This is a genomic window from Paenibacillus sp. TAF43_2 (assembly GCF_052113545.1).
Classification (GTDB): domain Bacteria; phylum Bacillota; class Bacilli; order Paenibacillales; family Paenibacillaceae; genus Pristimantibacillus.
Genome location: NZ_JBFRDK010000002.1, coordinates 84,826 through 104,616, shown reverse-complemented (window position 1 = coordinate 104,616; position 19,791 = coordinate 84,826). Strand labels below are relative to the sequence as shown.

Here is a 19,791-nt window from a genome sequence, read left to right as displayed (position 1 = left end):
TTCGTGTGGAGTGAGATATAATTTGTAACGTTACAAATTATTTGCATAATAGAGTATTATGCAATGGGAAAGGAACGGTGCTTTTGAAGCAGCAAAAAGTGACGATGCAAATGATTGCTGAAACTTTAAAAATCTCTAAAAACTCCGTATCGCAGGCTCTAACGGGGAAAGATGGGGTCAGCGAGGAAACCAGGCAGCTGGTAATACAAACAGCAGAACAACTGGGATATTCATACTCCGAAACCCGAAAAAAAAGACAATCCGAGCGGAGCGGAAGCATCGCTTTGATTGCATCGGACTTCGCTTTCTCACAAAGAAGCTTTTTTGGAGAAATTTATTTAACAATAGAGCAAGAATGCTCAAAAAACGGAATGACATTACAGATCCAGCCCATAAATCCTCATACCCGAGATCATCTTATTTTGCCGTCCTTTCTGCAAAACCAGACCGTTGACGGCGTGCTTGTTCTCTCACACATTAGTACGGATTATACGAATGCGATCTTAGCTACAGGCATTCCGACCGTACTAATTGACCATCATCATCCGAAAATCCATGCGGACTGTATCTTGACCAATAATCGCTTTGGAGGGTATGAAGCGGTACACCACTTAATCAATCTTGGCCACAAAAAAATTGGGTTCTTAGGAAACACCTCTTTCTCACCTAGCTATCACGAGCGACTGGAGGGCTACAACCTAGCTATGAACGAGGCTAATCTGGATATTAATCCGGAATGGTTGATAAAGGATATTGTCGAGGAGGCAATTGATGTAACCGACAAGCTATCAAAACTGTCTTCAATGCCAACAGCTTGGTTTTGCGTCAATGATGGGTTAGGATTTTTATTGATTTCCTCCCTGCAGCAAATGGGATTCAAGATTCCCGATGATTTCTCCGTTTGCAGCTTTGACAACGGGCAACTATCTCGGATCAATACGCCTACGACTACTACAATCGCTGTAGATTTAAGTAAATATGGCCGAAAAGCGTTTCAACAGCTCCTTTGGAGAATGAGCAATCCCGCAGAACCCTTCATTGAGATTCATCTTCCAACTACCTTGATCGAACGAGAATCGACAAGCCGGCTTTTGGACCATGATCGCTAAATCGCATTCTAAATACTAAAACAGCTCTTTTACGGGAAGGATCGCGTAAAAGAGCTGCTTTGGTTATATATTCATTAATCCATTAGTTGTTATTGGCAAGCAAAAACGCCTTCGGCGTCCTACATTCTTATATTTCAATAAAAAAGCTTTGCAAGCTGTCTTATATGACAGGCTGCAAAGCAATTATTCATGATGAGTCTAGCTGACCGAGGAGTTGATTCTGCACAATTCATTTTCCACCAATGTCGTTAATTCATCTTCGTAGCCCCCGGTAATCCGGTACTTGCGAATATACTCTTTAACAAATTTACGCGGGTCCTTGGGTTGAAAAATTCTCGTGAGTTCTTTCAGGCTTTCCTTGACTTCATTCTGGCTATGCTTCGCCATGAAATCTCCTCCCCTTTACGTTGGATGGTCGTCCTAAACAGCATTATACGAGACCGCATGCGGCGGTTACACCGCAAGAACCCCCACTCGGTGCAGGCAACTCCATGGCCAATGAGTCACAATGTTCGCATTTTTCTTACTATTATAACATTTAGGTTCAGAATATGAAAGTTAACAATTATTAATCTCTTGGCGCGGCTTTTTTGGATTTGGGCGGCTTCTTATGCTCAGAATCCCTTGCGGTTGTTATGCTAATTACGTTTGGAGGCGAGACATCAGCTGACTGGTGAGACGTAGATGAAAGCCGATCTTTACGAAACATTCTTAAATATGCGATCACGCCAATAATGGCGACCAAAATTCCGAATGCTAAAACCAATGTCGTTACCCAGCCCTGAACCATGTCCTCGCCTCCTTCCCCTATTACTTTTATCGGTATATTACGCTTAATTATTAGTTCTGTTCCACTCGATTTATTTTTCCATAATTAGGTATTATTATATCGTACCAGAAGCAAGCAATCAACTTGCGAAAATGTGAACTAAATGATCCGATACGCACCAATTCCGCAAACGAGCAGCTTGCCTGCGTCATCCTTGACCTGCGCTTGCAGCGTCAGTGTACGTTCTGTTCGGTGAACCAGTTCTGCTTCGCAAAGCAGCACGCCGCCCTTGGCGCTGGCGAGAAATTGTGTGTTCAAATTTGCTGTTACCGCGCTTTTCTCAGGTGCTGCTAGCATAACCACAAGTCCCATCGCATTATCCATAAGCGACATCAGTACTCCGCCGTGAACGATGTTTAGCAGATTAAGGTGCCGCTCAGTTGCATCTAGGCAAATGGCTGCTTTGCTTGCGTTTGCCTGAACGATTTCACAGCCAAGCAATCCCCAAAAGGTGGCTTGCGCACGTTCTGCGAGCCTAGTCAGATGACCGGCTTGATCTGCCTGTTGAACAAACCAATCCTCATCCATACCGCTCACTCTCCCTTCTTTTCCGCCTTTCTCGCCTTTTCAGCTTCCGCCTCCTCCTCCTGCAGTTTTCGACGAAGCACTTTGCCGACCATCGTTTTTGGAAGCGTTTCCCTAAAGGAATAGTGGTGTGGCACCTTATAGGAAGCGAGCCGCTCTCTGCACCAACGGTCAAGCTGACTGCTTGATACTTGCCAGCCCTCCTTAAACACAATAAAAGCTTTTACCGTTTCGCCTCTGTACTCATCCTTCACACCAATCACTGCCGCTTCCCTTACGGCCGGATGCTCGAACAGTACCTCCTCCACTTCACGCGGATAAATATTAAAGCCGCCTGCGATAATAACATCCTTAATTCGATCCATAATTGTAAAATATCCATCTTCATCCATCGTAGCGAGGTCGCCAGTATGAAGCCAACCATTCCGCAATACCTGATCCGTTTCAGCGGGCTTATTCCAATATCCTCGCATGACCTGTGGACCGCGAACAATTAATTCCCCAAGCTGGCCGCTAGGCAGTGTCTCACCACTCTCAGGATCGATCACTGCCGCATCCGTATCCGGAAAAGGTATGCCGATCGTACCGATTTTGCGTTTCTCCCATACCGGATTGGCATGTGTGACGGGAGAAGATTCCGACAAGCCATAACCTTCAACGAGCCTTCCGCCAGTTAAAGCTTCGAACTTCTCCTGCACCTCTAGCGGCAAAGCCGCTGATCCGCTAACACACACATTAATAGAAGAAAAATCGATTTTTGCAGCGGACTTATGATGGATGAGTGCGACATACATCGTTGGCGCGCCTGGAAAAATGGTAGGTTTCTGCTGATTAATCGTTTGCAGCACCGTCTCCACTTCGAAGCGCGGAAGTAATATAAGCGTTCCCGCACGCAGTACCGACATATTCATTAATACCGTTAATCCAAACACATGAAACAGTGGCAGCGCCGCTAAAAATCTCTCTTTGGCATCCTCCGCTTTATAGCACCAAGTAGATATTTGTATCGTATTGGCAACGAGATTGCGATGAGTCAGCATCACACCTTTTGGCGTTCCTGTCGTGCCGCCTGTATATTGCAGCGCCGCGAGATCAGACCCTTTTGCCGAATCAGGCAGGCTCATATCCGTATGCTTTGCTGCAAGCAGCTTCTTATAAGAAACGACACCAAAGCTGCCATATGGAATATCTGCGCGAAAACCCTCTTTTCGCTGCTTAAGAGGATAAAGCAAGTTTTTCGGAAACGGCAGCCCATCCTTAATTGATGTGATGATCGCATGCTTCAGCTGCGGCAGCGGACCCGACTCCGGCTGCTTGCCTCGAACCCGAGACAAGCGTGCATAAAGCAGATCAACCGTAATGACAGCAACAGCCCCGCTATCTGCCAGCTGATGCTCAAGCTCCCGCTCCACATAAAGCGGATTCGTCTGAACGACGACGCCGCCTGCAAGCAGCACGCCATAAAAAGCAGCCACTGCTTGCGGGCAATTCGGCAGCATGATTGCCACCCGGTCTCCTTTGGCTATGCCAAGGGAAAGGAGACCATAAGCGAGATTAACCGCATTCTCGTGAAGCTCGCGGTATGTTAATATTTTGCCAAGGAAATGCACGGCAGGATGATTTGGATGATGATTAGCCGCATTTATTAAAAACTGGACGATACTCTGATCGGGATAGTGCAGTGAAGGAGAGACCTCTTTCGGGTAATGTTGAAGCCATGGGCGCGCTTGCTCTTCAGATTGAGTGGACGGTTGCTCGGGCAAAGACGGATCTTCCGGTCTGAGCGAATCCATTCATGCTCTCCCCCTTCACACGACATAATGCTCACTGTTAATGACACGAGCGGCAATTGTTCGCTTCAAAGCAACCGTATCTGAGATAGGCGCGCGCATCAGCTTTTTGAGGACGGACAGCTGCATCTGCAGCCCGTCTCCCGTCTCTAGCGCAGCGAGTGCCAGCTTAGCTAGTGACTCGACCCGCTCCATGGCCTCCTGCACAAAAACTGTCGTCATCGCTAAAACATTTTCCGTCTTTTCCGAAGCGGCTCCGCGGCTAGCCTTCCATATTTTTTGTGAGCGCAGCAGTGCGCTTTCCATAGCAAAGATGTTGATCATAAGATCAGCAAGAGAACACAGCACCTCTTGTTCCTGCTCCAGCCGCAATCCCAGCTTCTGAACAGTAAGCCCGCCGATGGCGAGGAAGATTTTTTTCGCTTGACCTACGCGGAACGCTTCTTTGCTAAGCGGCTTTTCAAGGGGCGGAATCGGCATCGGCTGCAGCAGCTCTGCTTGCAATGAACGAGCTTTGCGCAGCAGCGGAAGCTCGCCCTTTAACGCTTTTTTCATCAGTGTGCCAGGAATGAGCATCCGATTAATTTCATTCGTGCCTTCAAAAATCCGGTTAATTCGCGAATCCCGATAAATTCTTTCCACCTTATACTCGCGAATATAGCCGTAGCCGCCATGAATCTGCACCCCTTCATCCGCTACAAAATCAAGCGCCTCAGATGCAAAAACCTTTATAATCGAGCATTCAATGGCATACTCTCCGATTGCCTTAGCGACCGTCATGCCTTCAACTGCCGCCCCGCCTTCTTCCGTCGTCCGCAGCATCGAATCGATCCAGCCCGCAGTTCGGTAAACCATGCTCTCCAGCACATAAGTACGAATGTTCATATCAGCCAGCTTGGCGCCTATTAACGGATAGGAGGAAATCGCCTTCCCAAATTGCTTCCGCGTATTGGCATAGGCCGATGCAAGCTCAATGGTCTCCTTCGACGAACCGAGGCAAGCTGCTCCAAGCTTAAAGCGTCCTATGTTCAAAATGTTAAATGCGATTTGATGCCCTTTTCCAACCTCCCCAAGCACGTTTTCAACCGGGACCGCTACATCTTCAAAAAATAAAGGGCGTGTTGAAGAACCCTTGATGCCCATCTTATGCTCCTCCGGTCCAATACTGAACCCCGGCATGCCTTTCTCTACAATAAATGCTGTAAAATATTCGCCGTCTACCTTCGCATAAACGATAAATAAGTCAGCAAAACCTGCGTTTGTAATATAGAGCTTTGATCCATTGAGCACGTAGTGCTTCCCATTTGGCGATAATCTTGCCGTCGTTTTCGCCCCTAGAGCATCTGAGCCCGATGCTGGTTCCGTTAAGCAATAAGCAGCGATGCGCTCCCCCGTTGCAAGTGCCGGGAGATACGTTTCTTTTTGCTTTGGTGTTCCGAAAAAAACGATCGGCAGCGTGCCGATTCCCGTATGAGCGCCTACCGAAAGCGCAAACGAGGAGGATCTTGCCAACGTTTCTGCCAGCAGCGTCGTGCTTACCTTGTCGAGCCCCAGCCCGCCGTAAGCCTCCGGCACATCTGCGCCCAGCAGGCCAAGCTCGCCTGCTTTGCGCATCAGCTCTACGGTCAGATCATAATTTAAAGCTTCCAGCTCCGCATCGCGCGGCGTTATTTCCGCATCCATGAACTGCTGCGCCGCATCCGCCATCATTCGTTGCTCTTCTGTAAAATCCTCGGGCGTCACGACCGATTCCGGCACACTGTCTTCCACGACAAACCGACCGCCAAAACGTATCGTCTCCGTCATGCGCAGTTCTCCTTTCAGCCAACCGATTATTTTATTTCAGGATGCTGCCAAACTCCCTTATCCGCCTGCCGACCTTATTGGTCTGAGTTATACACTTCAATTACGCCTGCTGCTCCCATCCCTCCGCCTATACACATCGTGACAACGCCAATACCGCCGCCTCTGCGTCCAAGCTCATGAATAAGCGACACCGACAGCTTTGTTCCTGTACAGCCAAGCGGATGTCCGAGTGCGATAGCCCCGCCGTTCACATTGACGATTTCAGGATTAATGCCAAGCTCCTTAATGATAGGGACGCACTGCGCCGCAAACGCCTCATTAAGCTCAAACAGATCGACCTGCTCAAGCGTTATTCCCGCTTTCTTAAGCGCTTTAGGCACAGCTTCGATGGGACCGATGCCCATAACCTCAGGAGCGACGCCAGCTGCACTAAAACCGCGGAATACGGCGAGCGGACGATAGCCCAGCTCCTCCGCACGCGCCCTGCTCATCACGATTACCGCAGCTGCACCATCGCTCATTTGGGACGTATTGCCCGCTGTAACCGTACCTTCTCTTGCAAAAGAGGGCTTGAGCGGCGCCAACGCCTGAACCGTCGTCTCCGGCCGGACGCCTTCATCTGTATCGAAAGTAATCACTTTCGACCATGGACGGCCAGCATCGTTCACGCCAGAGCGGCTGGTCGTTATCGGTACGATCTCGGCTTGGAAGCGACCTGCTTCAATTGCTGCTGCTGCCTTGCGATGGCTGGATGCAGCAAACGCATCCTGCTCCTCACGCGTCACCCCATACCGGCGGGCAACCTCTTCAGCCGTATGTCCCATCCCCATATAAACCTCTGGCATCGCATCGACAATCGCAGGATGCGGCGACAGCCTGAAGCCGGTCATCGGCACATGGCTCATGCTCTCCACTCCGCCAGCAGCAATAACGTCCGCATCGCCAAGCCTAATTCGCTCCGCTGCATAGGCGATAGCTTGCAGGCCCGATGCGCAAAAGCGGTTAATCGTTACTGCTGGCGTCGTCACCGGCAATCCCGAATAAAGCGAGATCGTGCGCGCCATATTCAAGCCTTGCTCGCCTTCGGGCATTGCGCAGCCAATGATGACATCCTCTATAAGCTCGGGCGACAAGCCGGGCAGACGATCAAGCGCGCCTTGCAGAACAGCTCGCCCTAAATCCTCTGCCCTCGTCTCCGCAAGGCTCCCCTTCGATGCTTTGCCGACCGCCGTCCTCACCGCAGCAACGATAACGGCATCACGAGCGTGATCTTCAAACGGTGATGAAGCTGACATTTCACTCTCCCCCTTCGGTTTAGGCTAGTTGCGCAGCGGCTTGCCTGTCGCGAGCATATGGCTCATACGCTCCTGTGTCTTGCGCTCGCCGCATAGGCTGAGGAATGCTTCGCATTCCAAATCGAGCAAATATTGCTCGCTCACTTCAGCGCCCGGCTGAATGTCTCCGCCCGCGAGTACAGAACCAAGCTTGCCGGCGATAAGYGCGTCATGCTCACTAATATGGCCGCTAAGCTGCATTGCTTGCACCGCTACCTTAAGCACCGCTCTGCCTTCTCGTCCAGCAACGCGAATACGCTCCTCCGCTGGCGGCGAGTAGCCCGCCCGGTCCAGCTCCAGCACCGCCCGCTTCGCCTCGGCTATCCTTGCCTCCTGCCGCATAATGACCTTATCCTGCGGCCGCATCAGTCCCAAACGGCGCACCTCGTAGCCGCTGGTTGATGATTTGGCCAGCGCAATCGTCTCAAACAGCGCATTCAAATGCGGCTGCAGGTCTCCGCCTGGCTTGCCGCCATTCGCAATAAAGGCCCGTTCAGCTGCCATCGCAGCCGCTTCCTTGCAGCCCCCGCCCGCAGGAATAAGGCCAACTCCCGTTTCCACCAATCCAAAGTATGTCTCTGGCGAATAAATAATACGATCAGCAGGCAAGCATGCTTCTACTCCGCCGCCCAGCGTCATTCGGTGCGGAGCAGCTACGACAGGACGGTCAAGCCGCTTGAGGCCAAGCATACTGCTCTGGAAGAAACGAATAATATCCTCCACTTCATCCCATTCGCCGCTTTGCGCCTCCATTAATAGCAGCATCAGATTTGCTCCTACACAGAAATTGCGCCCTTCATTCGCTATCACAAGCCCGCGCCAATTTTGTGACACCTCCTCTGTGCTTTGCCGAATCGCCGATAAAATATCACCCCCAATGGCATTGTTAGGCGAATGGAATTCCAGCAGTACAACGTCATCGCCAATATCGATTAGACTAGCGCCTGAGGTGGATAATACCGTTTTTCCGGCAGCTTTTAATGCCGTTAAGGAAACCGAATCTGCTTCCTCTACCTCTCTCTTGTATGCTCCGCTTGYAGCATAAACCCGCTCTGTTCCCTCCACCTTATAGAAGCTTTCATGTCCGGCTTCCAGCCAAGCTGCCACCCACTCTGGGATCGCATCGCCCTCCTTTTGCATTTGCTGCACCGATTTGCGAAGCCCTATCGCATCCCACAGCTCGAACGGTCCAAGCTCCCAGTTAAAGCCCCAGCGCATTGCGCGGTCGATATCCGAGATTGAATCCGCAATGACACCGACTTGTGCCGCTGCATACAGCAGCGTTTTTTTGATAGTGGACCATGCAAATTTAGCGTAGCGGTCCTGCGGGTCTGTGCGAAGCAGCGCCTTCACTTTTGCCGCCGCACCCTTCGCAGCCTTAGACGCATCAATAACAGGGGAGTTGACTGACCGCTTAGGCCCATACTCGAGCGTATCCAGCTTAAGCGATTCAATCTCGCTGCCTCCCTTCCCCTTCACCTTTCGGTAAAAGCCCGCACCCGTTTTCTCACCTAGCCGTCCCGATGTTGCAAGCTTCTCAAGCAGGGGCGGCCTTGCAAAAACCTTTTGCTCCGCTGGATCGCTGCTCCGCTCCCGCACATTATCCACGACATGCAGCAGCGTATCCAACCCAACCAAATCGAGCATGCGCAGTGTCGCCGTCTTCGGCCTTCCCATTGCCGGACCGGTCAAGGCGTCCGCTTCCTCTACCGTCAACCCAAATGCCAGCGTATCCTCAAGCGTAACGAGCATGCCGTAAGTGCCAATTCGGTTCGCAATGAAGTTAGGCGTATCCTTCGCCAGTACGACCCCCTTGCCAAGCCGCTTCTCGCACACCTCCGTCAACAGCTGAATAACCTCGATAGTGGTGTCTTCTGTAGGCACGATCTCAACTAGCTTCATATACCGCGGCGGGTTAAAAAAATGGGTTACCGCAAAATGCTGCCGAAACTCCTTGCTCCTCCCCTCTGCCATGGACGCCGCTGATAATCCCGACGTATTCGTAGAAACGATGCTGCCCGGGCGGCGTGCGGCTTCAACCTTTGCAAGCACATCACGTTTAATGTCGAGCCGCTCCACAACCGCTTCTACAATCCAGTCTGCCTCGCCCAGCAGCTCTAGATGATCGGTCATATTACCCGGCGTAATGCGTGATGACCAAGCGGGATCGTAGAGCTGGGCGGGTTGTGACTTGCCCATTTTTGCTATCGCCGCATTTGCGAGGCGATTGCGCACCTTGGCATCAGAGAGCGTAAGCCCCTGTCGTTCTTCCTCTGCCGTCAGCGAATGCGGAACAATGTCCAGCAGCATCACACGCATCCCCGCATTGGCTAAATGTGCAGCGATGCCTGCCCCCATAACGCCGGAGCCGATCACAGCGGCTCTGCGAATCGTACTTGAGTTATTTTGCGATGCTTGTGTCGTCATAGCCTCCTCCTCCTTTTTGACAAACAGCGGCTTATTCGCCAAAAACACTTTCCGCAAGCAGCTCAGCCACATCACGAGCGATTACCTTCTCATCCGCACCCAGCGCCTTTAAACCATCCTCCATCATCGTTAGGCAATAGGGGCAGGCAGAGCTGATGACCGATGGTTTCACTTCAAGCGCTTGAGCGGTTCGAGCATGGTTGATGCGAGTTCCAGAATGCTCCTCCATCCACATGAGACCGCCCCCCGCCCCGCAGCACATGCCGTTTGAGCCCGAGCGCTCCATCTCTTCAATCGATACGCCTGGAATGGAGCGAAGCAGGCTGCGCGGCGCTTCATACGTATCGTTGTAACGGCCGAGGTAACAAGAATCATGTACGGTTACTCGCTCCTCAATCTTATGCTCCGGCTTCAATAAACCTTCCTCAAGCAGGCGAGAGAGCATTTCGGTATGATGCTCCACGATGATGCTAGGGCTAAGACCGAAGTCAGGATATTCATTTTTGAACGTGTTATACGTATGCGGGCAAGCGGTCACGATTTGTGTAATGCCATATTTGTTAATCGTTTCTATATTCTCGCGGCATAGCTCTTGGAAAAGCAGTTCATTGCCGATTCGTCTAGCTGTATCGCCAGAGCTTTTTTCCTCCAATCCCAGCGTAGCGAAGCTGATACCCGCATGATCCAGCAGCCTAACCACATCGTACAAAACACGGCGGCTTCGCATGTCATACGCGCCCATCGATCCCGCCCAGAGCAGCACATCTGCTTTTTTGCCCTGCTTCTTCAGCTCCTGCATCGTCGGCACTTGAATGCCGGTTCTGCTCTCGCAATCGTTAATCCAAGCCGCCCGCTCGGCACGCGGCAAGCCCCAAGGATTGCTTTGCCGCTCGATGTTCTGCAGCGCGCGCTGCCCGTCAGACGGCAGCCTCCCTTCCATCAGCACCAAGTAACGGCGCATATCGATAATTTTGTCGACATGCTCATTGCCTACCGGGCATTGCTCCTCGCAATTCCGGCAGGTCGTACATGCCCACAGCTCCTCCTCGGTCAACACCTCGCCGATCAGCTCGACCTCCTCTGGTTTAGCACTCTCTTTTATATTCCATGCCCCAGCCTGCGCAGCCATGGTTGGCGCTATGTTTGTGCCCCATTCGGATTCAGCTTCCCAAGCAGGAAGCACCGCTCCCATCACATGGGCATGAGGCTCACGAAATTTCGAATGCARCAGGCTGGCTGGAAGCCATGGTGACTTGGACGTTATGGCAGCGCCTTTTTCGGTCAAATGGTCCCTCAGCTTCACAATAAGATGCATCGGCGAGAGCAGCTTGCCTGTGCTCGATGCCGGACAAACATTCGTACAGCGACCGCATTCCACGCATGCATACAAATCTAGCATCTGTTTTTGCGAGAAATGCTCCACCTTCCCTGCGCCAAAGGACTCCGCTTCCTCGTCCTCTAGGTTAAGCGGCACAAGTCGGCCAGGAGGCGTGCTGCGTCTGAACCAAAGATTCACAGGCGCTGTCAATAAATGAAAATGCTTTGATTGCGGCACGTACACAAGGAAGCTAAGCAGAACCAGAAGATGCAGCCACCAAAACAATTCAAAGCCTGCATGGGCTGCTGTGCTCTGCGGCTGTAAACCTGCACTCTCAAGCATAGTGGCTAGGGGAGCGCTCACTGGTGCGAACTTCGCCTCAACCATGGCTGCAGTGGACCCAGGCGCCGAAGCCAATCTCTCGAATGCTAATGAGAATAAAACAGTCAGCATCAACGAGCCAATAAACCACATGACGAGCGAAGGTTTCCATCCCCGCTTAAGCCGCGGTAGCCGTTCCCCATAACGCCGGAAAGCACCGTACAGCACAGCTGCAAAAACGAGCGTAACGGTCATCTCCTGCGTCAGAGAGAACCAATTATAATAGGGCAGCGGCAGCGGTACACCTTGGTTCAGCCCTTTCCAAACCAAGTCCGCCGCACCAAACTGAAGCACAATAAAGCCATAAAAATAAACCAAATGCATCACGCCGCTTCTCACATCGTTCAGCAGCTTACGATGGCCTAGCACTTGTGAGGCAAAGCCGGATTTACTGCTTGACTTGCGTCGATACCGCGAAAAAACCGCCGGCACTCCAAGCCTCATATACAGGATGCGCCGCTGTACAACCATTGCGAACATGGTAATAGCAAACACCACAACCGCCGCGAATAATGCCCATCTTCCCCCTATCAACCATTGATCGACATTCCTAAGTGCCAAAAAAGATGGCATACGCCCCGCCTCCCTTATATGCCGGCTATAAAACCGAGCACCTACGCGCGCAGTAGTCGGACAAGTATTGAAGCGCTTACAAAAATAGCCGCGGTGCTCCATGTATATGAGCTTTCGGCCTTGAACATGCCGCACAGCGGGCAATTGCAGGGCGGTCTATTCAATTCCAAGACAGCATATCCTAGCACTGATGGACAGTGTCAACAAATTAGCGGTACAAGTGAGGGAGCTTCTATGCTGAAAATAGTTGTGCTTCTCAAGCAAACGTTCGATACCGAGGAAAAAATCATTGTAACACCCGCTGGCGTTGACGAAAGAGACGCCAAATTTGTAATCAATCCCTACGATGAATACGCACTCGAGGAAGCCATTCGCCAGCGGGAGCAGCTCGGCGGCGAAGTGATCGTGATCACCTGCGGTGCCGAGCGCTCGCAAGAGGCGCTCCGAACCGCTTTGGCTATCGGAGCAGATGAAGCTATTCGGCTTGATAGCGCAGATTTGTCCGATGACAGCTCAGCCGTTGCTGCTGCTCTTGCTGCCGTAATTAGGCCGCTCGCTCCTAATTTGCTGCTAGCCGGCTTGTTTGCAGTAGACAGCGGCGCTGGAAGCGTAGCTCTGCAAATTGCCGAGCTGCTGCACTTGCCTCATACAGCTTCCGCTGTGAAGGTCACCATCTTGACTGCGGAGGAGCTTGGCTCCCTGCCTGCCGATGGGCTTCTCAGCTCACCTACTGCTCGGAGCGCTGAGCGTTACGCATTAGTTGAGCGCGATGTAGAAGGAGATACCGAAACAGTATCGATACCACTCCCTGCGCTCATTACCGCTCAGCAAGGACTAAACGAGCCGCGTTATCCGTCGCTGCCAGGCATTATGAAAGCGAAGCGCAAGCCGCTTCGCACAATAACCGCTGCTGAGCTGATCGCCAGTGGCGAGCTTTCACTTGAGTGCGTATCGCCTCGCACAGCGCGTACGCAGCTGCTCCCGCCGCCTCCGCGCGCAGCGGGCAAACGGCTCCCCGGCGACCCGGCCGAGCAAGCCGCAGCTCTTGTGTCTCTGCTGCGGGAGGAAGCGAAGCTTCTTTGAGTTCGTGACTATTTTATAGTTGGGCGCGGTTTAGAGGTAGTGGAGTTGGGCTGGGGGATTTAGGTAGTGGGGCTGAGATGATCGCCAGTGGCGAGCTTTCACTTGAAAGCGTTGCGCCGCGAACCGTGCGCACGTAGATGCTCCCGCCGCCTCTTTGCGCTGAGGACAAATGGCTCCCAGAGCGAGCCGGTCGAGCAAGCAGAGCAAGCAGAGCAAGCAGAGCAAGCAGAGCAAGCAGAGCAAGCAGAGCAAGCAGCAGCAATTGTCTCGCCACAGCGGGAGGAAGGGAAGMTTCTATAGGAACGCAACTTTTTATTATAGTTGGGACTGTTCAGGGGTAGTCGAGTTTGGCGGGGGGAAGTTGGGATTGGAGCAGGTAGTGGATTTGTGCTGAGGCATGTTGGTATTGGGCAGGTAGTGGATTTGTGCTGAGGCATGTTGGTATTGGGCAGGTAGTAAATTTGTGTTGAGGCATGTTGGTATTGGGCAGGTAGTGGATTTGTGCTGAGGCATGTTGGTATTAGAGCAGGAATGATACAGAGACATTTGACAAGAACTGAATAGTTACTGGTTACTAGACAATTTAGTTAGTTCTCTTGTTGATAGAGTGGCTCAAATCAAAAGCAGTGTTTGACCAACATTGGACTTTGGTAATTAATCAAGCCTTCCCAATTAACGGACATCAGATGCCTTATTTGCTGTAAAACCTTCTATTTCTCGATCTAACGGACATAGGTTCCCTTATTTCATAAAATATCGAGCGTTTGGGTGCCATTTAGGGCAAATAACGGATCTCATGTCCGTTAAATTATAATTTAGCCCTTAAATACAGAAATAACGGATCTCATGTCCGTTAGAATGTAATTTATGCCCCTAAATTCAGAAACAACGGCTCTCCTGTTCGCTAGATAGTAATTTATGCCCCTAAATTCAGAAGTAGCGGCTTTCATGTCCGTTAGAAAAGTAATTTAGCCTTAAAACCCAGAAATAGCGGCTTTCATGTCCGTTAAGACGATACTTAAACACATCAAGCACTGAATATAGAGTTAAACGTAAACGTGTATGAGCTAATCTTATTCGTAAAAGCTGTGGAAGAGGAGCTGTATCCTATGTCCAAAACCATACTCGTATTTGCAGAAAGCCGGAATGGCGCGCTGCGCCGAGTGGCGCTTGAGGCACTCGGCGCAGCACGGCGGCTCGCAGGCAAGGACGGCCATGTCCACGCCGTCCTTGCCTGCTTCGGCGGTGCGGCGGATGAAGCCGCCGCACTGATCGCGCGGGGCGCGGACGTCGTGCATATCGCCGACGATCCGGCCCTTCGCGCCTTTGCGCCCGAGGCGTACATCGCCGCCCTCGGCGCAGCCATAACTGCGGTGCAGCCGGACGCGCTATTGCTCGGCCACACCGCTTTGGGGCGCGAGCTCGCGCCCCGAGTGGCCGCTGCCCATGGCGCCGGCCACATTGCTGACGTCATTGCCATCGAAACATCTGACGATGGCAATGACGTCTTATTTACCCGCCCGCTCTACGCCGGCAAGGCGTTCGAGCGGCGCAGCTTTGTTTCGGGCGCGACGTGGGTCATCACGGTGCGCCCGAACAACCTGCCGGCGGCGGAACCGCTGGACGCCGCAGAAATAAAGGGCACCGCAGCGGAGCTGCCGTTCACGGTGCCGCCGCTTTATACCACTGTGCGCAGCCTTGTGCGACGCGCCGGCGGGCAGCTTGATCTTGCCGAAGCCGACGTCGTCGTGTCCGGCGGCCGAGGCGTTCGCAGCGCAGCAGGCTTTGAGCCGCTGCAAGCGATGGCAGCAGCACTCGGCGGCGCGGTCGGCGCCTCACGCGGAGCATGCGATGCCGGCTACTGTGATTATGCCCTCCAAATCGGGCAAACCGGCAAAGTTGTTACACCTCAGCTCTATATTGCCTGCGGAATCAGCGGCGCTATTCAACATCTGGCGGGCATGAGCCAATCTCGCGTCATCGTCGCTATCAATAAAGACCCCGATGCCCCTATTTTCAGCGTTGCTGATTATGGCATCGTAGGCGATTTATTCGAGGTCGTTCCGCTATTAACAACAGAGCTCCAACGCTCTCGCGCTTAAATGTCCTAGTTCTCATCTAACTGCCTCTCACCCGTATCGCTCTTAATTGTTCTAGTTTTCATCTAATTACCTCTAACCCGTATCTTGCTTAAATTTTTTTACCAAAGTTGATTCCATCTACAACCAACTAAATCATTATGTTTCTGATTCAAGCACCTAACCCTGCCCACTAAAAAACCAAAAAAGGCGTCTACCCTGTTTCGGCCGCATACAGAGCCGAATCAGAGATAGGACGCCTTTTTGGTTAACTACACTTCATTTTACTTAAGCAAAATCAGGACGAATTTCACGGATGCAATCCGGCGATTCGTACAAATCATCACGCACCGCATTCGTTACCGGGTAGGCGCGCATGAGATAAGTGTCCATTGCCTCTAAATGTTTCCGCAATCCGCTGAATTCCGTAATACGCGGATTGAGCCAATCTTCCATACCCTCTTCGTCCAAAATAACCGGAACTCGAGGCTGCCACACCGACATCGCTCCTGTCGAAGCTGCGGTTATCATAGTGAAGGCGCGCACTTCCTTGCCACTCACGTTTTTCCAGCAGTCGTATATGCCCGCTATGCCAAAAAGCTGCTGGCTTGGAACAACGATATGCATCGCCCTCGGATCACGCTCTTTGCCGAATTGCTTTTGACCAAAAAAGCCGCTGCATGGCAGCACACATCTTTGTCTGCGAAGCATTCTTTCTAAGAAAGGCTTCTCGGACAAAGTCATATGATCTGCATTAACCGCATCCTTTGCCCAAAAAGGAAACAGCCCCCATCTCGATTCCTCCATCGTCCGCTGATCAAATCGATCATTCATGACAATCGAAACCATCTGAGTCGGAGCTGCATTAAATCGGTTTGTATGCCCCCGAATTACTTTTCCTACCTGAAACATATCCACTATATCGCCAATATCTGCTGTTAACGAAAACCGTTCAATCATCGCGACCACCCTTTTCACGTTGTTGAATCCAGTTTTTGTTAAAGTCGCGATATTTATGCAACGTTTCTAGTCAGAATATTAGAAAGACCTAAACAGCAGTTTGCCAAAAATAGTTCCTCTACTCTTCAAAGTCCGCCCGTCTACATCGTAAATCGTTTTCGGAATTTAAGAGGAGGCATTCCCGTATGGGATGCAAACAGCCTTGAGAAATGCGGCGTCTGCCGGAAGCCTGTTTCCTCTGCTACTTTTGCAATGGTCCAATCTGTCTTAATAAGCAGCAGCTTTGCTTGATCGAGTCTATAATAAAGCAAATATTGCTGCGGCGTACAATCAAAAACCTCACTCATGCAGCGAGTAATATAATTCGTATGTAACTCCAGCACATCGCTCAGCATCGTGTTGCTGATTGGTGTACGATAATTCAGCTTTAAGTAGGCAGCCGCACGCTCTGCTACCGATACGGCAGCTTTAGCCGCATCCGAGCGCCAGCCTTCGTCCAGCATTTGAAGCAAATGCAGAAACCGCTGCTGCCGATCCCAGAACGCGCCATGTGACGAGCCTTTGGAAGCCTCATGCAATTGCGAGAAAATAAGACTCGCTTCATCTGTGTAGGTAAGCTTCATTTGTTTAGGCAGACGTATGGCATAAGTGTAGTAGTCCCCTCTAAGCGATCCGCTTTGATTGCCTACCGTCTCCTCCCAAGCGCCTACTGTTTGAAAATGAATCCAATCAAACACAGTCTCTTCCTCGCATGGACGTGTAGAATAATGCCAGCGGTCCGGCCTTAAAATAAGCACATCCCCAGGCCCGAGCGTCCATCTGCGATTATCCTCTGCTACATGCAGCGCTCCCTTGTTTACATACAACAAATCAAATACGCCGAGGTTCGTCCGATTCGGATGCTCCTCGCCCGCACGATAAACCAAACGGTTGGATTCTATGAAAAATGGCAATGGTGGTGAACGAAAAGTTAGTAATAGCTCCTCTGACAACCTAATCTCTCTCCTTCTAGAGTTTTGCATAGCAAAACTCACTTCGTAAGCATTAGCTTTGTTTTGCATAGCAAAACTTACTTCGTAAGCACTAGCTTAGTTTTGCGCAGCATAACTTTCTTCGTAAGCATGAGCTTGGTTTTGCATAGCAAAATCTTCTTCATACTCATAACCTTTGTTTTGCTCAGCAAAACTCTCTCCATAAACATTAATCTAGTTTTTGCATAGCAAAGCCTGCCATCCTAGCTTATGCTCAATTTACCTAGCAAAACTTGCGTCAAAAAGCATGCGCTTACTTTTTTACAGTAAAATAAACTTCACAATTAATAATCATGTGTAAATGTGCAAAAAATGACTACTGCTCATGTTACTTGAAAACCATTTCATTTGTCTACAACAAAAGAAATCCCCCATCATTTCGCTTCCGGAAATGACTTGGGGGATTTGCAAATTTTGTATTATTTTCAGCAGCAATTTCACATAACCAGCTGTACATCTGAACCCGGATTAACCTTAAAGAAATCTACATCCGGCAGCAAGCTTTTGACCAAAAACATATAATCATAAGAAAGCTCAAGCGATTGCTCGTCAGGCACGAACACGACCTGCTTCCCGCTTAAAAGGGAGAACACTTCGATTCGGTCAGGGAGCTTCGCGAATGCGCTCATACAAAACACCGATGTCATATGAAAATAAAGATTAAGAGCATCTTCATCTGTGTCTACTGCTAGCTTTTGAACAATATAATGATCAAGCGAAGCCTCTTGCTCGGCAGAAACCAAATGAAAGATTTGTGAAATCTCCAAATCGAGCTCCTCTACATAAGTCGTCATTTGCTCATAAAATATAATCGGCATACTCGGTGCTCCCCCGCCAAGCAAGAAGGCTGCCAATTGCTCCTTAATGGTTTGCTTCATTTGCAAGAAATGCTCATCGGAATAGAACTTATAATTGCGATTTGTCCACCAATTCTCAACGGAAGTATGTATCGTTTCTACTCCGCGTGTCTCTTTGGACTGATGATAAAAGTCGTTTACCGTATGGCTGGCTGCATATTGAACAAGCTGCCGCCAATTCACGTCACTTTCCTGCTTGCGACCGGACTTTCTTCGAGCGAACCGTTCGGGGCAACGCAGCAGCTCTTCTAGCTTATAGTCTTCAACTCTCAAAATCGCTGGCAACTGCTCCATTACAAAGTCCGCCTTTCTCGTTCCACTATCCGGCTACCGCTACAAGACCCGCAATTTGGCGTCCTAATCTTCTTCCTTGCTCTTTCTCTTCTTCAGACGCGTTATATTCAAATTTAATGCACTCGCCCGCAATTTCTGCGCCGAGCTCCTTCAGCTTCGCTTCAATGGTATCTACAGCGCCGCAATAAATTGGGTATGAAGTATCACCTGAGCCAAATACGGCTGCTTTCTTGCCGCTAAGATCAAGTCCATCCATTTCTTCGAAGAAATCGAGAAATTCATCCGGCAGCTCACCGTCTCCCCATGTGTACGCGCCTATAATAATGGCGTCATAATGATTCAGCTCATCCGCGGTGGCATCGAAGGCCTCTTTAGAGACAACCTCCGCACCCGCTTCCTTAGCGCCTTCTACTATCGCCTCGGCCATTTCTTCTGTATTTCCGGTCATGCTAGCATACACCACAAGTATTTTGGGCATCTTTTTTCCTCCGCTTTCTATTTTTTGTCGTTAGACATTTATCGTTTGAATGCCTTGGAAAAGCGTAGCGAGATACAGATTTCCATCTTGCATATCAATATCTGTTACAGGATAACCAAGTTTAACGGATAGAAGAGTTACTTGATTACATAAATAAGTAAGCTGGAATAATCCGCGGTCCGTACATACATAAACTTCATTGCCCTTCGCCTGCACAGAAAAAATAAAACGTTTGCCGAATCTTATCCGGTCAAATCTTCCTTTTTTATCGCCAATAAACAGCTCGCCTTGATCGCTCGCTCCAATTAAGTGGCCTCTGAACACTGCTAAGCTTGTTACACTTGCACCCAGCTCAAAATGAGCCCAATCATCCATAAAACGATCATATAAAGAAATGCCGCTCTCATGCGAAATGATCAAATATTGAGGCAAATTCATAAAATCATATACACGTTTATCTTTGCATGCTATTTGCTCCCATTTGGAGCTGGCTTTGGACCAAAGCCCATATTCCGTTGCAACGTAGCTGCATCCACCGATCTTGCGATACTGATAACTAGGAATCAATATGCCATCATTGACCCATGCTTCTCCGTTCCATTCATATAAGCCGCTGCTTGAGCAGGCATGCAGCAAATCATGCTGCAACTGCAGCCGATTTACATTAGTCTGGTCTTCCATGCCTTGATCAAGCTTCTTCCATTCTCCTTCAGCATCGATTTGGTATATCCCGTGACCGACTGAAGCCGCGAACAAGCTATCAGCTCCTGCTTTAACGGATGAGAAGGGAAAGAGCAGCCAATTCCAAGGCTTGCTCGTTTCAGTCTGCATGTCTCTCACTCCTATCAAAATAATCGTTATATCGTTATCGATTCACTGTTAATGCAATATGTTTCGTTTCTTATAAGGTGTTATTGG

17 protein-coding genes are annotated in these 19,791 nt (G+C 50.3%); 4 read left to right on the top strand and 13 right to left on the bottom strand.

Annotated features, from left to right (window positions below):
• Nucleotides 1–104 precede the first annotated feature (104 nt).
• Nucleotides 105–1,109 carry a substrate-binding domain-containing protein gene (locus AB4Z17_RS01150; RefSeq protein WP_441908250.1) on the top strand — a complete coding sequence of 335 codons (1,005 nt, stop codon included), beginning with the start codon at nucleotides 105–107 and terminating at the stop codon, nucleotides 1,107–1,109.
• Between the two features lie 198 nt (nucleotides 1,110–1,307).
• Here AB4Z17_RS01150 and AB4Z17_RS01145 read toward each other — a convergent pair whose 3' ends face one another.
• The 8 genes from AB4Z17_RS01145 to AB4Z17_RS01110 all read right to left on the bottom strand — a co-directional run bounded on the left by AB4Z17_RS01145 (nucleotide 1,308) and on the right by AB4Z17_RS01110 (nucleotide 12,092).
• The gene (locus AB4Z17_RS01145) at nucleotides 1,308–1,496 is read right to left on the bottom strand and encodes a hypothetical protein (protein WP_076268380.1); all 189 of its coding nucleotides are present in this window, start codon (nucleotides 1,494–1,496) and stop codon (nucleotides 1,308–1,310) included.
• A gap of 181 nt (nucleotides 1,497–1,677) precedes the next feature.
• The gene (locus AB4Z17_RS01140; RefSeq protein WP_076268381.1) at nucleotides 1,678–1,899 is read right to left on the bottom strand and encodes a hypothetical protein; all 222 of its coding nucleotides are present in this window, start codon (nucleotides 1,897–1,899) and stop codon (nucleotides 1,678–1,680) included.
• A 138-nt stretch (nucleotides 1,900–2,037) separates the two neighbouring features.
• Nucleotides 2,038–2,466 carry a PaaI family thioesterase gene (locus tag AB4Z17_RS01135; RefSeq protein ID WP_076268382.1) on the bottom strand — a complete coding sequence of 143 codons (429 nt, stop codon included), beginning with the start codon at nucleotides 2,464–2,466 and terminating at the stop codon, nucleotides 2,038–2,040.
• Between the two features lie 5 nt (nucleotides 2,467–2,471).
• Entirely contained in the window at nucleotides 2,472–4,256 is a 1,785-nt protein-coding gene (locus AB4Z17_RS01130) for a long-chain-fatty-acid--CoA ligase (RefSeq protein ID WP_441908210.1), read from the bottom strand.
• Between the two features lie 15 nt (nucleotides 4,257–4,271).
• Entirely contained in the window at nucleotides 4,272–6,059 is a 1,788-nt protein-coding gene (locus AB4Z17_RS01125; RefSeq protein ID WP_441957600.1) for an acyl-CoA dehydrogenase family protein, read from the bottom strand.
• A 74-nt stretch (nucleotides 6,060–6,133) separates the two neighbouring features.
• The gene (locus AB4Z17_RS01120; protein ID WP_441957598.1) at nucleotides 6,134–7,354 is read right to left on the bottom strand and encodes an acetyl-CoA C-acyltransferase; all 1,221 of its coding nucleotides are present in this window, start codon (nucleotides 7,352–7,354) and stop codon (nucleotides 6,134–6,136) included.
• A 24-nt stretch (nucleotides 7,355–7,378) separates the two neighbouring features.
• Nucleotides 7,379–9,820, bottom strand: coding sequence for a 3-hydroxyacyl-CoA dehydrogenase NAD-binding domain-containing protein (locus tag AB4Z17_RS01115; RefSeq protein WP_441957596.1), 2,442 nt, complete (start codon nucleotides 9,818–9,820; stop codon nucleotides 7,379–7,381).
• Nucleotides 9,821–9,851: 31 nt separating this feature from the next.
• A complete protein-coding gene (locus AB4Z17_RS01110; RefSeq protein ID WP_441957595.1) occupies nucleotides 9,852–12,092 on the bottom strand; it encodes a heterodisulfide reductase-related iron-sulfur binding cluster in 2,241 nt (746 codons plus the stop codon).
• Nucleotides 12,093–12,110: 18 nt separating this feature from the next.
• Between AB4Z17_RS01110 and AB4Z17_RS01105 the strand changes: the two genes are divergently transcribed.
• The 3 genes from AB4Z17_RS01105 to AB4Z17_RS01095 all read left to right on the top strand — a co-directional run bounded on the left by AB4Z17_RS01105 (nucleotide 12,111) and on the right by AB4Z17_RS01095 (nucleotide 15,277).
• The gene (locus AB4Z17_RS01105) at nucleotides 12,111–13,175 is read left to right on the top strand and encodes an electron transfer flavoprotein subunit beta/FixA family protein (RefSeq protein WP_441957594.1); all 1,065 of its coding nucleotides are present in this window, start codon (nucleotides 12,111–12,113) and stop codon (nucleotides 13,173–13,175) included.
• A gap of 102 nt (nucleotides 13,176–13,277) precedes the next feature.
• Nucleotides 13,278–13,475 (top strand): hypothetical protein, encoded by a 198-nt coding sequence (locus AB4Z17_RS01100; protein ID WP_441957593.1) that lies wholly within the window; start codon nucleotides 13,278–13,280, stop codon nucleotides 13,473–13,475.
• Between the two features lie 809 nt (nucleotides 13,476–14,284).
• Nucleotides 14,285–15,277 carry an electron transfer flavoprotein subunit alpha/FixB family protein gene (locus AB4Z17_RS01095; RefSeq protein ID WP_441908216.1) on the top strand — a complete coding sequence of 331 codons (993 nt, stop codon included), beginning with the start codon at nucleotides 14,285–14,287 and terminating at the stop codon, nucleotides 15,275–15,277.
• 264 nt (nucleotides 15,278–15,541) lie between these two features.
• On the opposite strand, the gene AB4Z17_RS01090 is transcribed toward AB4Z17_RS01095, so the two are convergent.
• The 5 genes from AB4Z17_RS01090 to AB4Z17_RS01070 form a co-directional block, all read right to left on the bottom strand.
• Nucleotides 15,542–16,213, bottom strand: coding sequence for an SOS response-associated peptidase (locus AB4Z17_RS01090; RefSeq protein WP_441908217.1), 672 nt, complete (start codon nucleotides 16,211–16,213; stop codon nucleotides 15,542–15,544).
• Between the two features lie 140 nt (nucleotides 16,214–16,353).
• Nucleotides 16,354–17,166: a helix-turn-helix domain-containing protein gene (locus tag AB4Z17_RS01085; RefSeq protein ID WP_441957592.1), complete on the bottom strand. Its 813-nt coding sequence runs from the start codon at nucleotides 17,164–17,166 to the stop codon at nucleotides 16,354–16,356.
• Nucleotides 17,167–17,681: 515 nt separating this feature from the next.
• Entirely contained in the window at nucleotides 17,682–18,395 is a 714-nt protein-coding gene (locus tag AB4Z17_RS01080) for a hypothetical protein (protein WP_441957591.1), read from the bottom strand.
• Between the two features lie 25 nt (nucleotides 18,396–18,420).
• Nucleotides 18,421–18,873, bottom strand: a complete 453-nt coding sequence (locus AB4Z17_RS01075; RefSeq protein WP_441877895.1) for a flavodoxin — start codon at nucleotides 18,871–18,873, stop codon at nucleotides 18,421–18,423.
• Nucleotides 18,874–18,903: 30 nt separating this feature from the next.
• On the bottom strand, nucleotides 18,904–19,704 hold the full coding sequence (locus AB4Z17_RS01070) for a hypothetical protein (RefSeq protein WP_441957590.1): 801 nt from the start codon (nucleotides 19,702–19,704) through the stop codon (nucleotides 18,904–18,906).
• Between the last annotated feature and the right edge of the window lie 87 nt (nucleotides 19,705–19,791).

Bases quoted from the DNA above. Each gene is read 5' to 3' on its own strand.
- AB4Z17_RS01150 (WP_441908250.1), top strand. From the start codon at position 105: ATGCAAATGATTGCTGAAACTTTAAAAATCTCTAAAAACTCCGTATCG.
- AB4Z17_RS01145 (WP_076268380.1), bottom strand. From the start codon at position 1,496: ATGGCGAAGCATAGCCAGAATGAAGTCAAGGAAAGCCTGAAAGAACTC.
- AB4Z17_RS01140 (WP_076268381.1), bottom strand. From the start codon at position 1,899: ATGGTTCAGGGCTGGGTAACGACATTGGTTTTAGCATTCGGAATTTTG.
- AB4Z17_RS01135 (WP_076268382.1), bottom strand. From the start codon at position 2,466: ATGGATGAGGATTGGTTTGTTCAACAGGCAGATCAAGCCGGTCATCTG.
- AB4Z17_RS01130 (WP_441908210.1), bottom strand. From the start codon at position 4,256: ATGGATTCGCTCAGACCGGAAGATCCGTCTTTGCCCGAGCAACCGTCC.
- AB4Z17_RS01125 (WP_441957600.1), bottom strand. From the start codon at position 6,059: ATGACGGAGACGATACGTTTTGGCGGTCGGTTTGTCGTGGAAGACAGT.
- AB4Z17_RS01120 (WP_441957598.1), bottom strand. From the start codon at position 7,354: ATGTCAGCTTCATCACCGTTTGAAGATCACGCTCGTGATGCCGTTATC.
- AB4Z17_RS01105 (WP_441957594.1), top strand. From the start codon at position 12,111: ATGCCGGCTATAAAACCGAGCACCTACGCGCGCAGTAGTCGGACAAGT.
- AB4Z17_RS01095 (WP_441908216.1), top strand. From the start codon at position 14,285: ATGTCCAAAACCATACTCGTATTTGCAGAAAGCCGGAATGGCGCGCTG.
- AB4Z17_RS01090 (WP_441908217.1), bottom strand. From the start codon at position 16,213: ATGATTGAACGGTTTTCGTTAACAGCAGATATTGGCGATATAGTGGAT.
- AB4Z17_RS01080 (WP_441957591.1), bottom strand. From the start codon at position 18,395: ATGGAGCAGTTGCCAGCGATTTTGAGAGTTGAAGACTATAAGCTAGAA.
- AB4Z17_RS01075 (WP_441877895.1), bottom strand. From the start codon at position 18,873: ATGCCCAAAATACTTGTGGTGTATGCTAGCATGACCGGAAATACAGAA.
- AB4Z17_RS01070 (WP_441957590.1), bottom strand. From the start codon at position 19,704: ATGCAGACTGAAACGAGCAAGCCTTGGAATTGGCTGCTCTTTCCCTTC.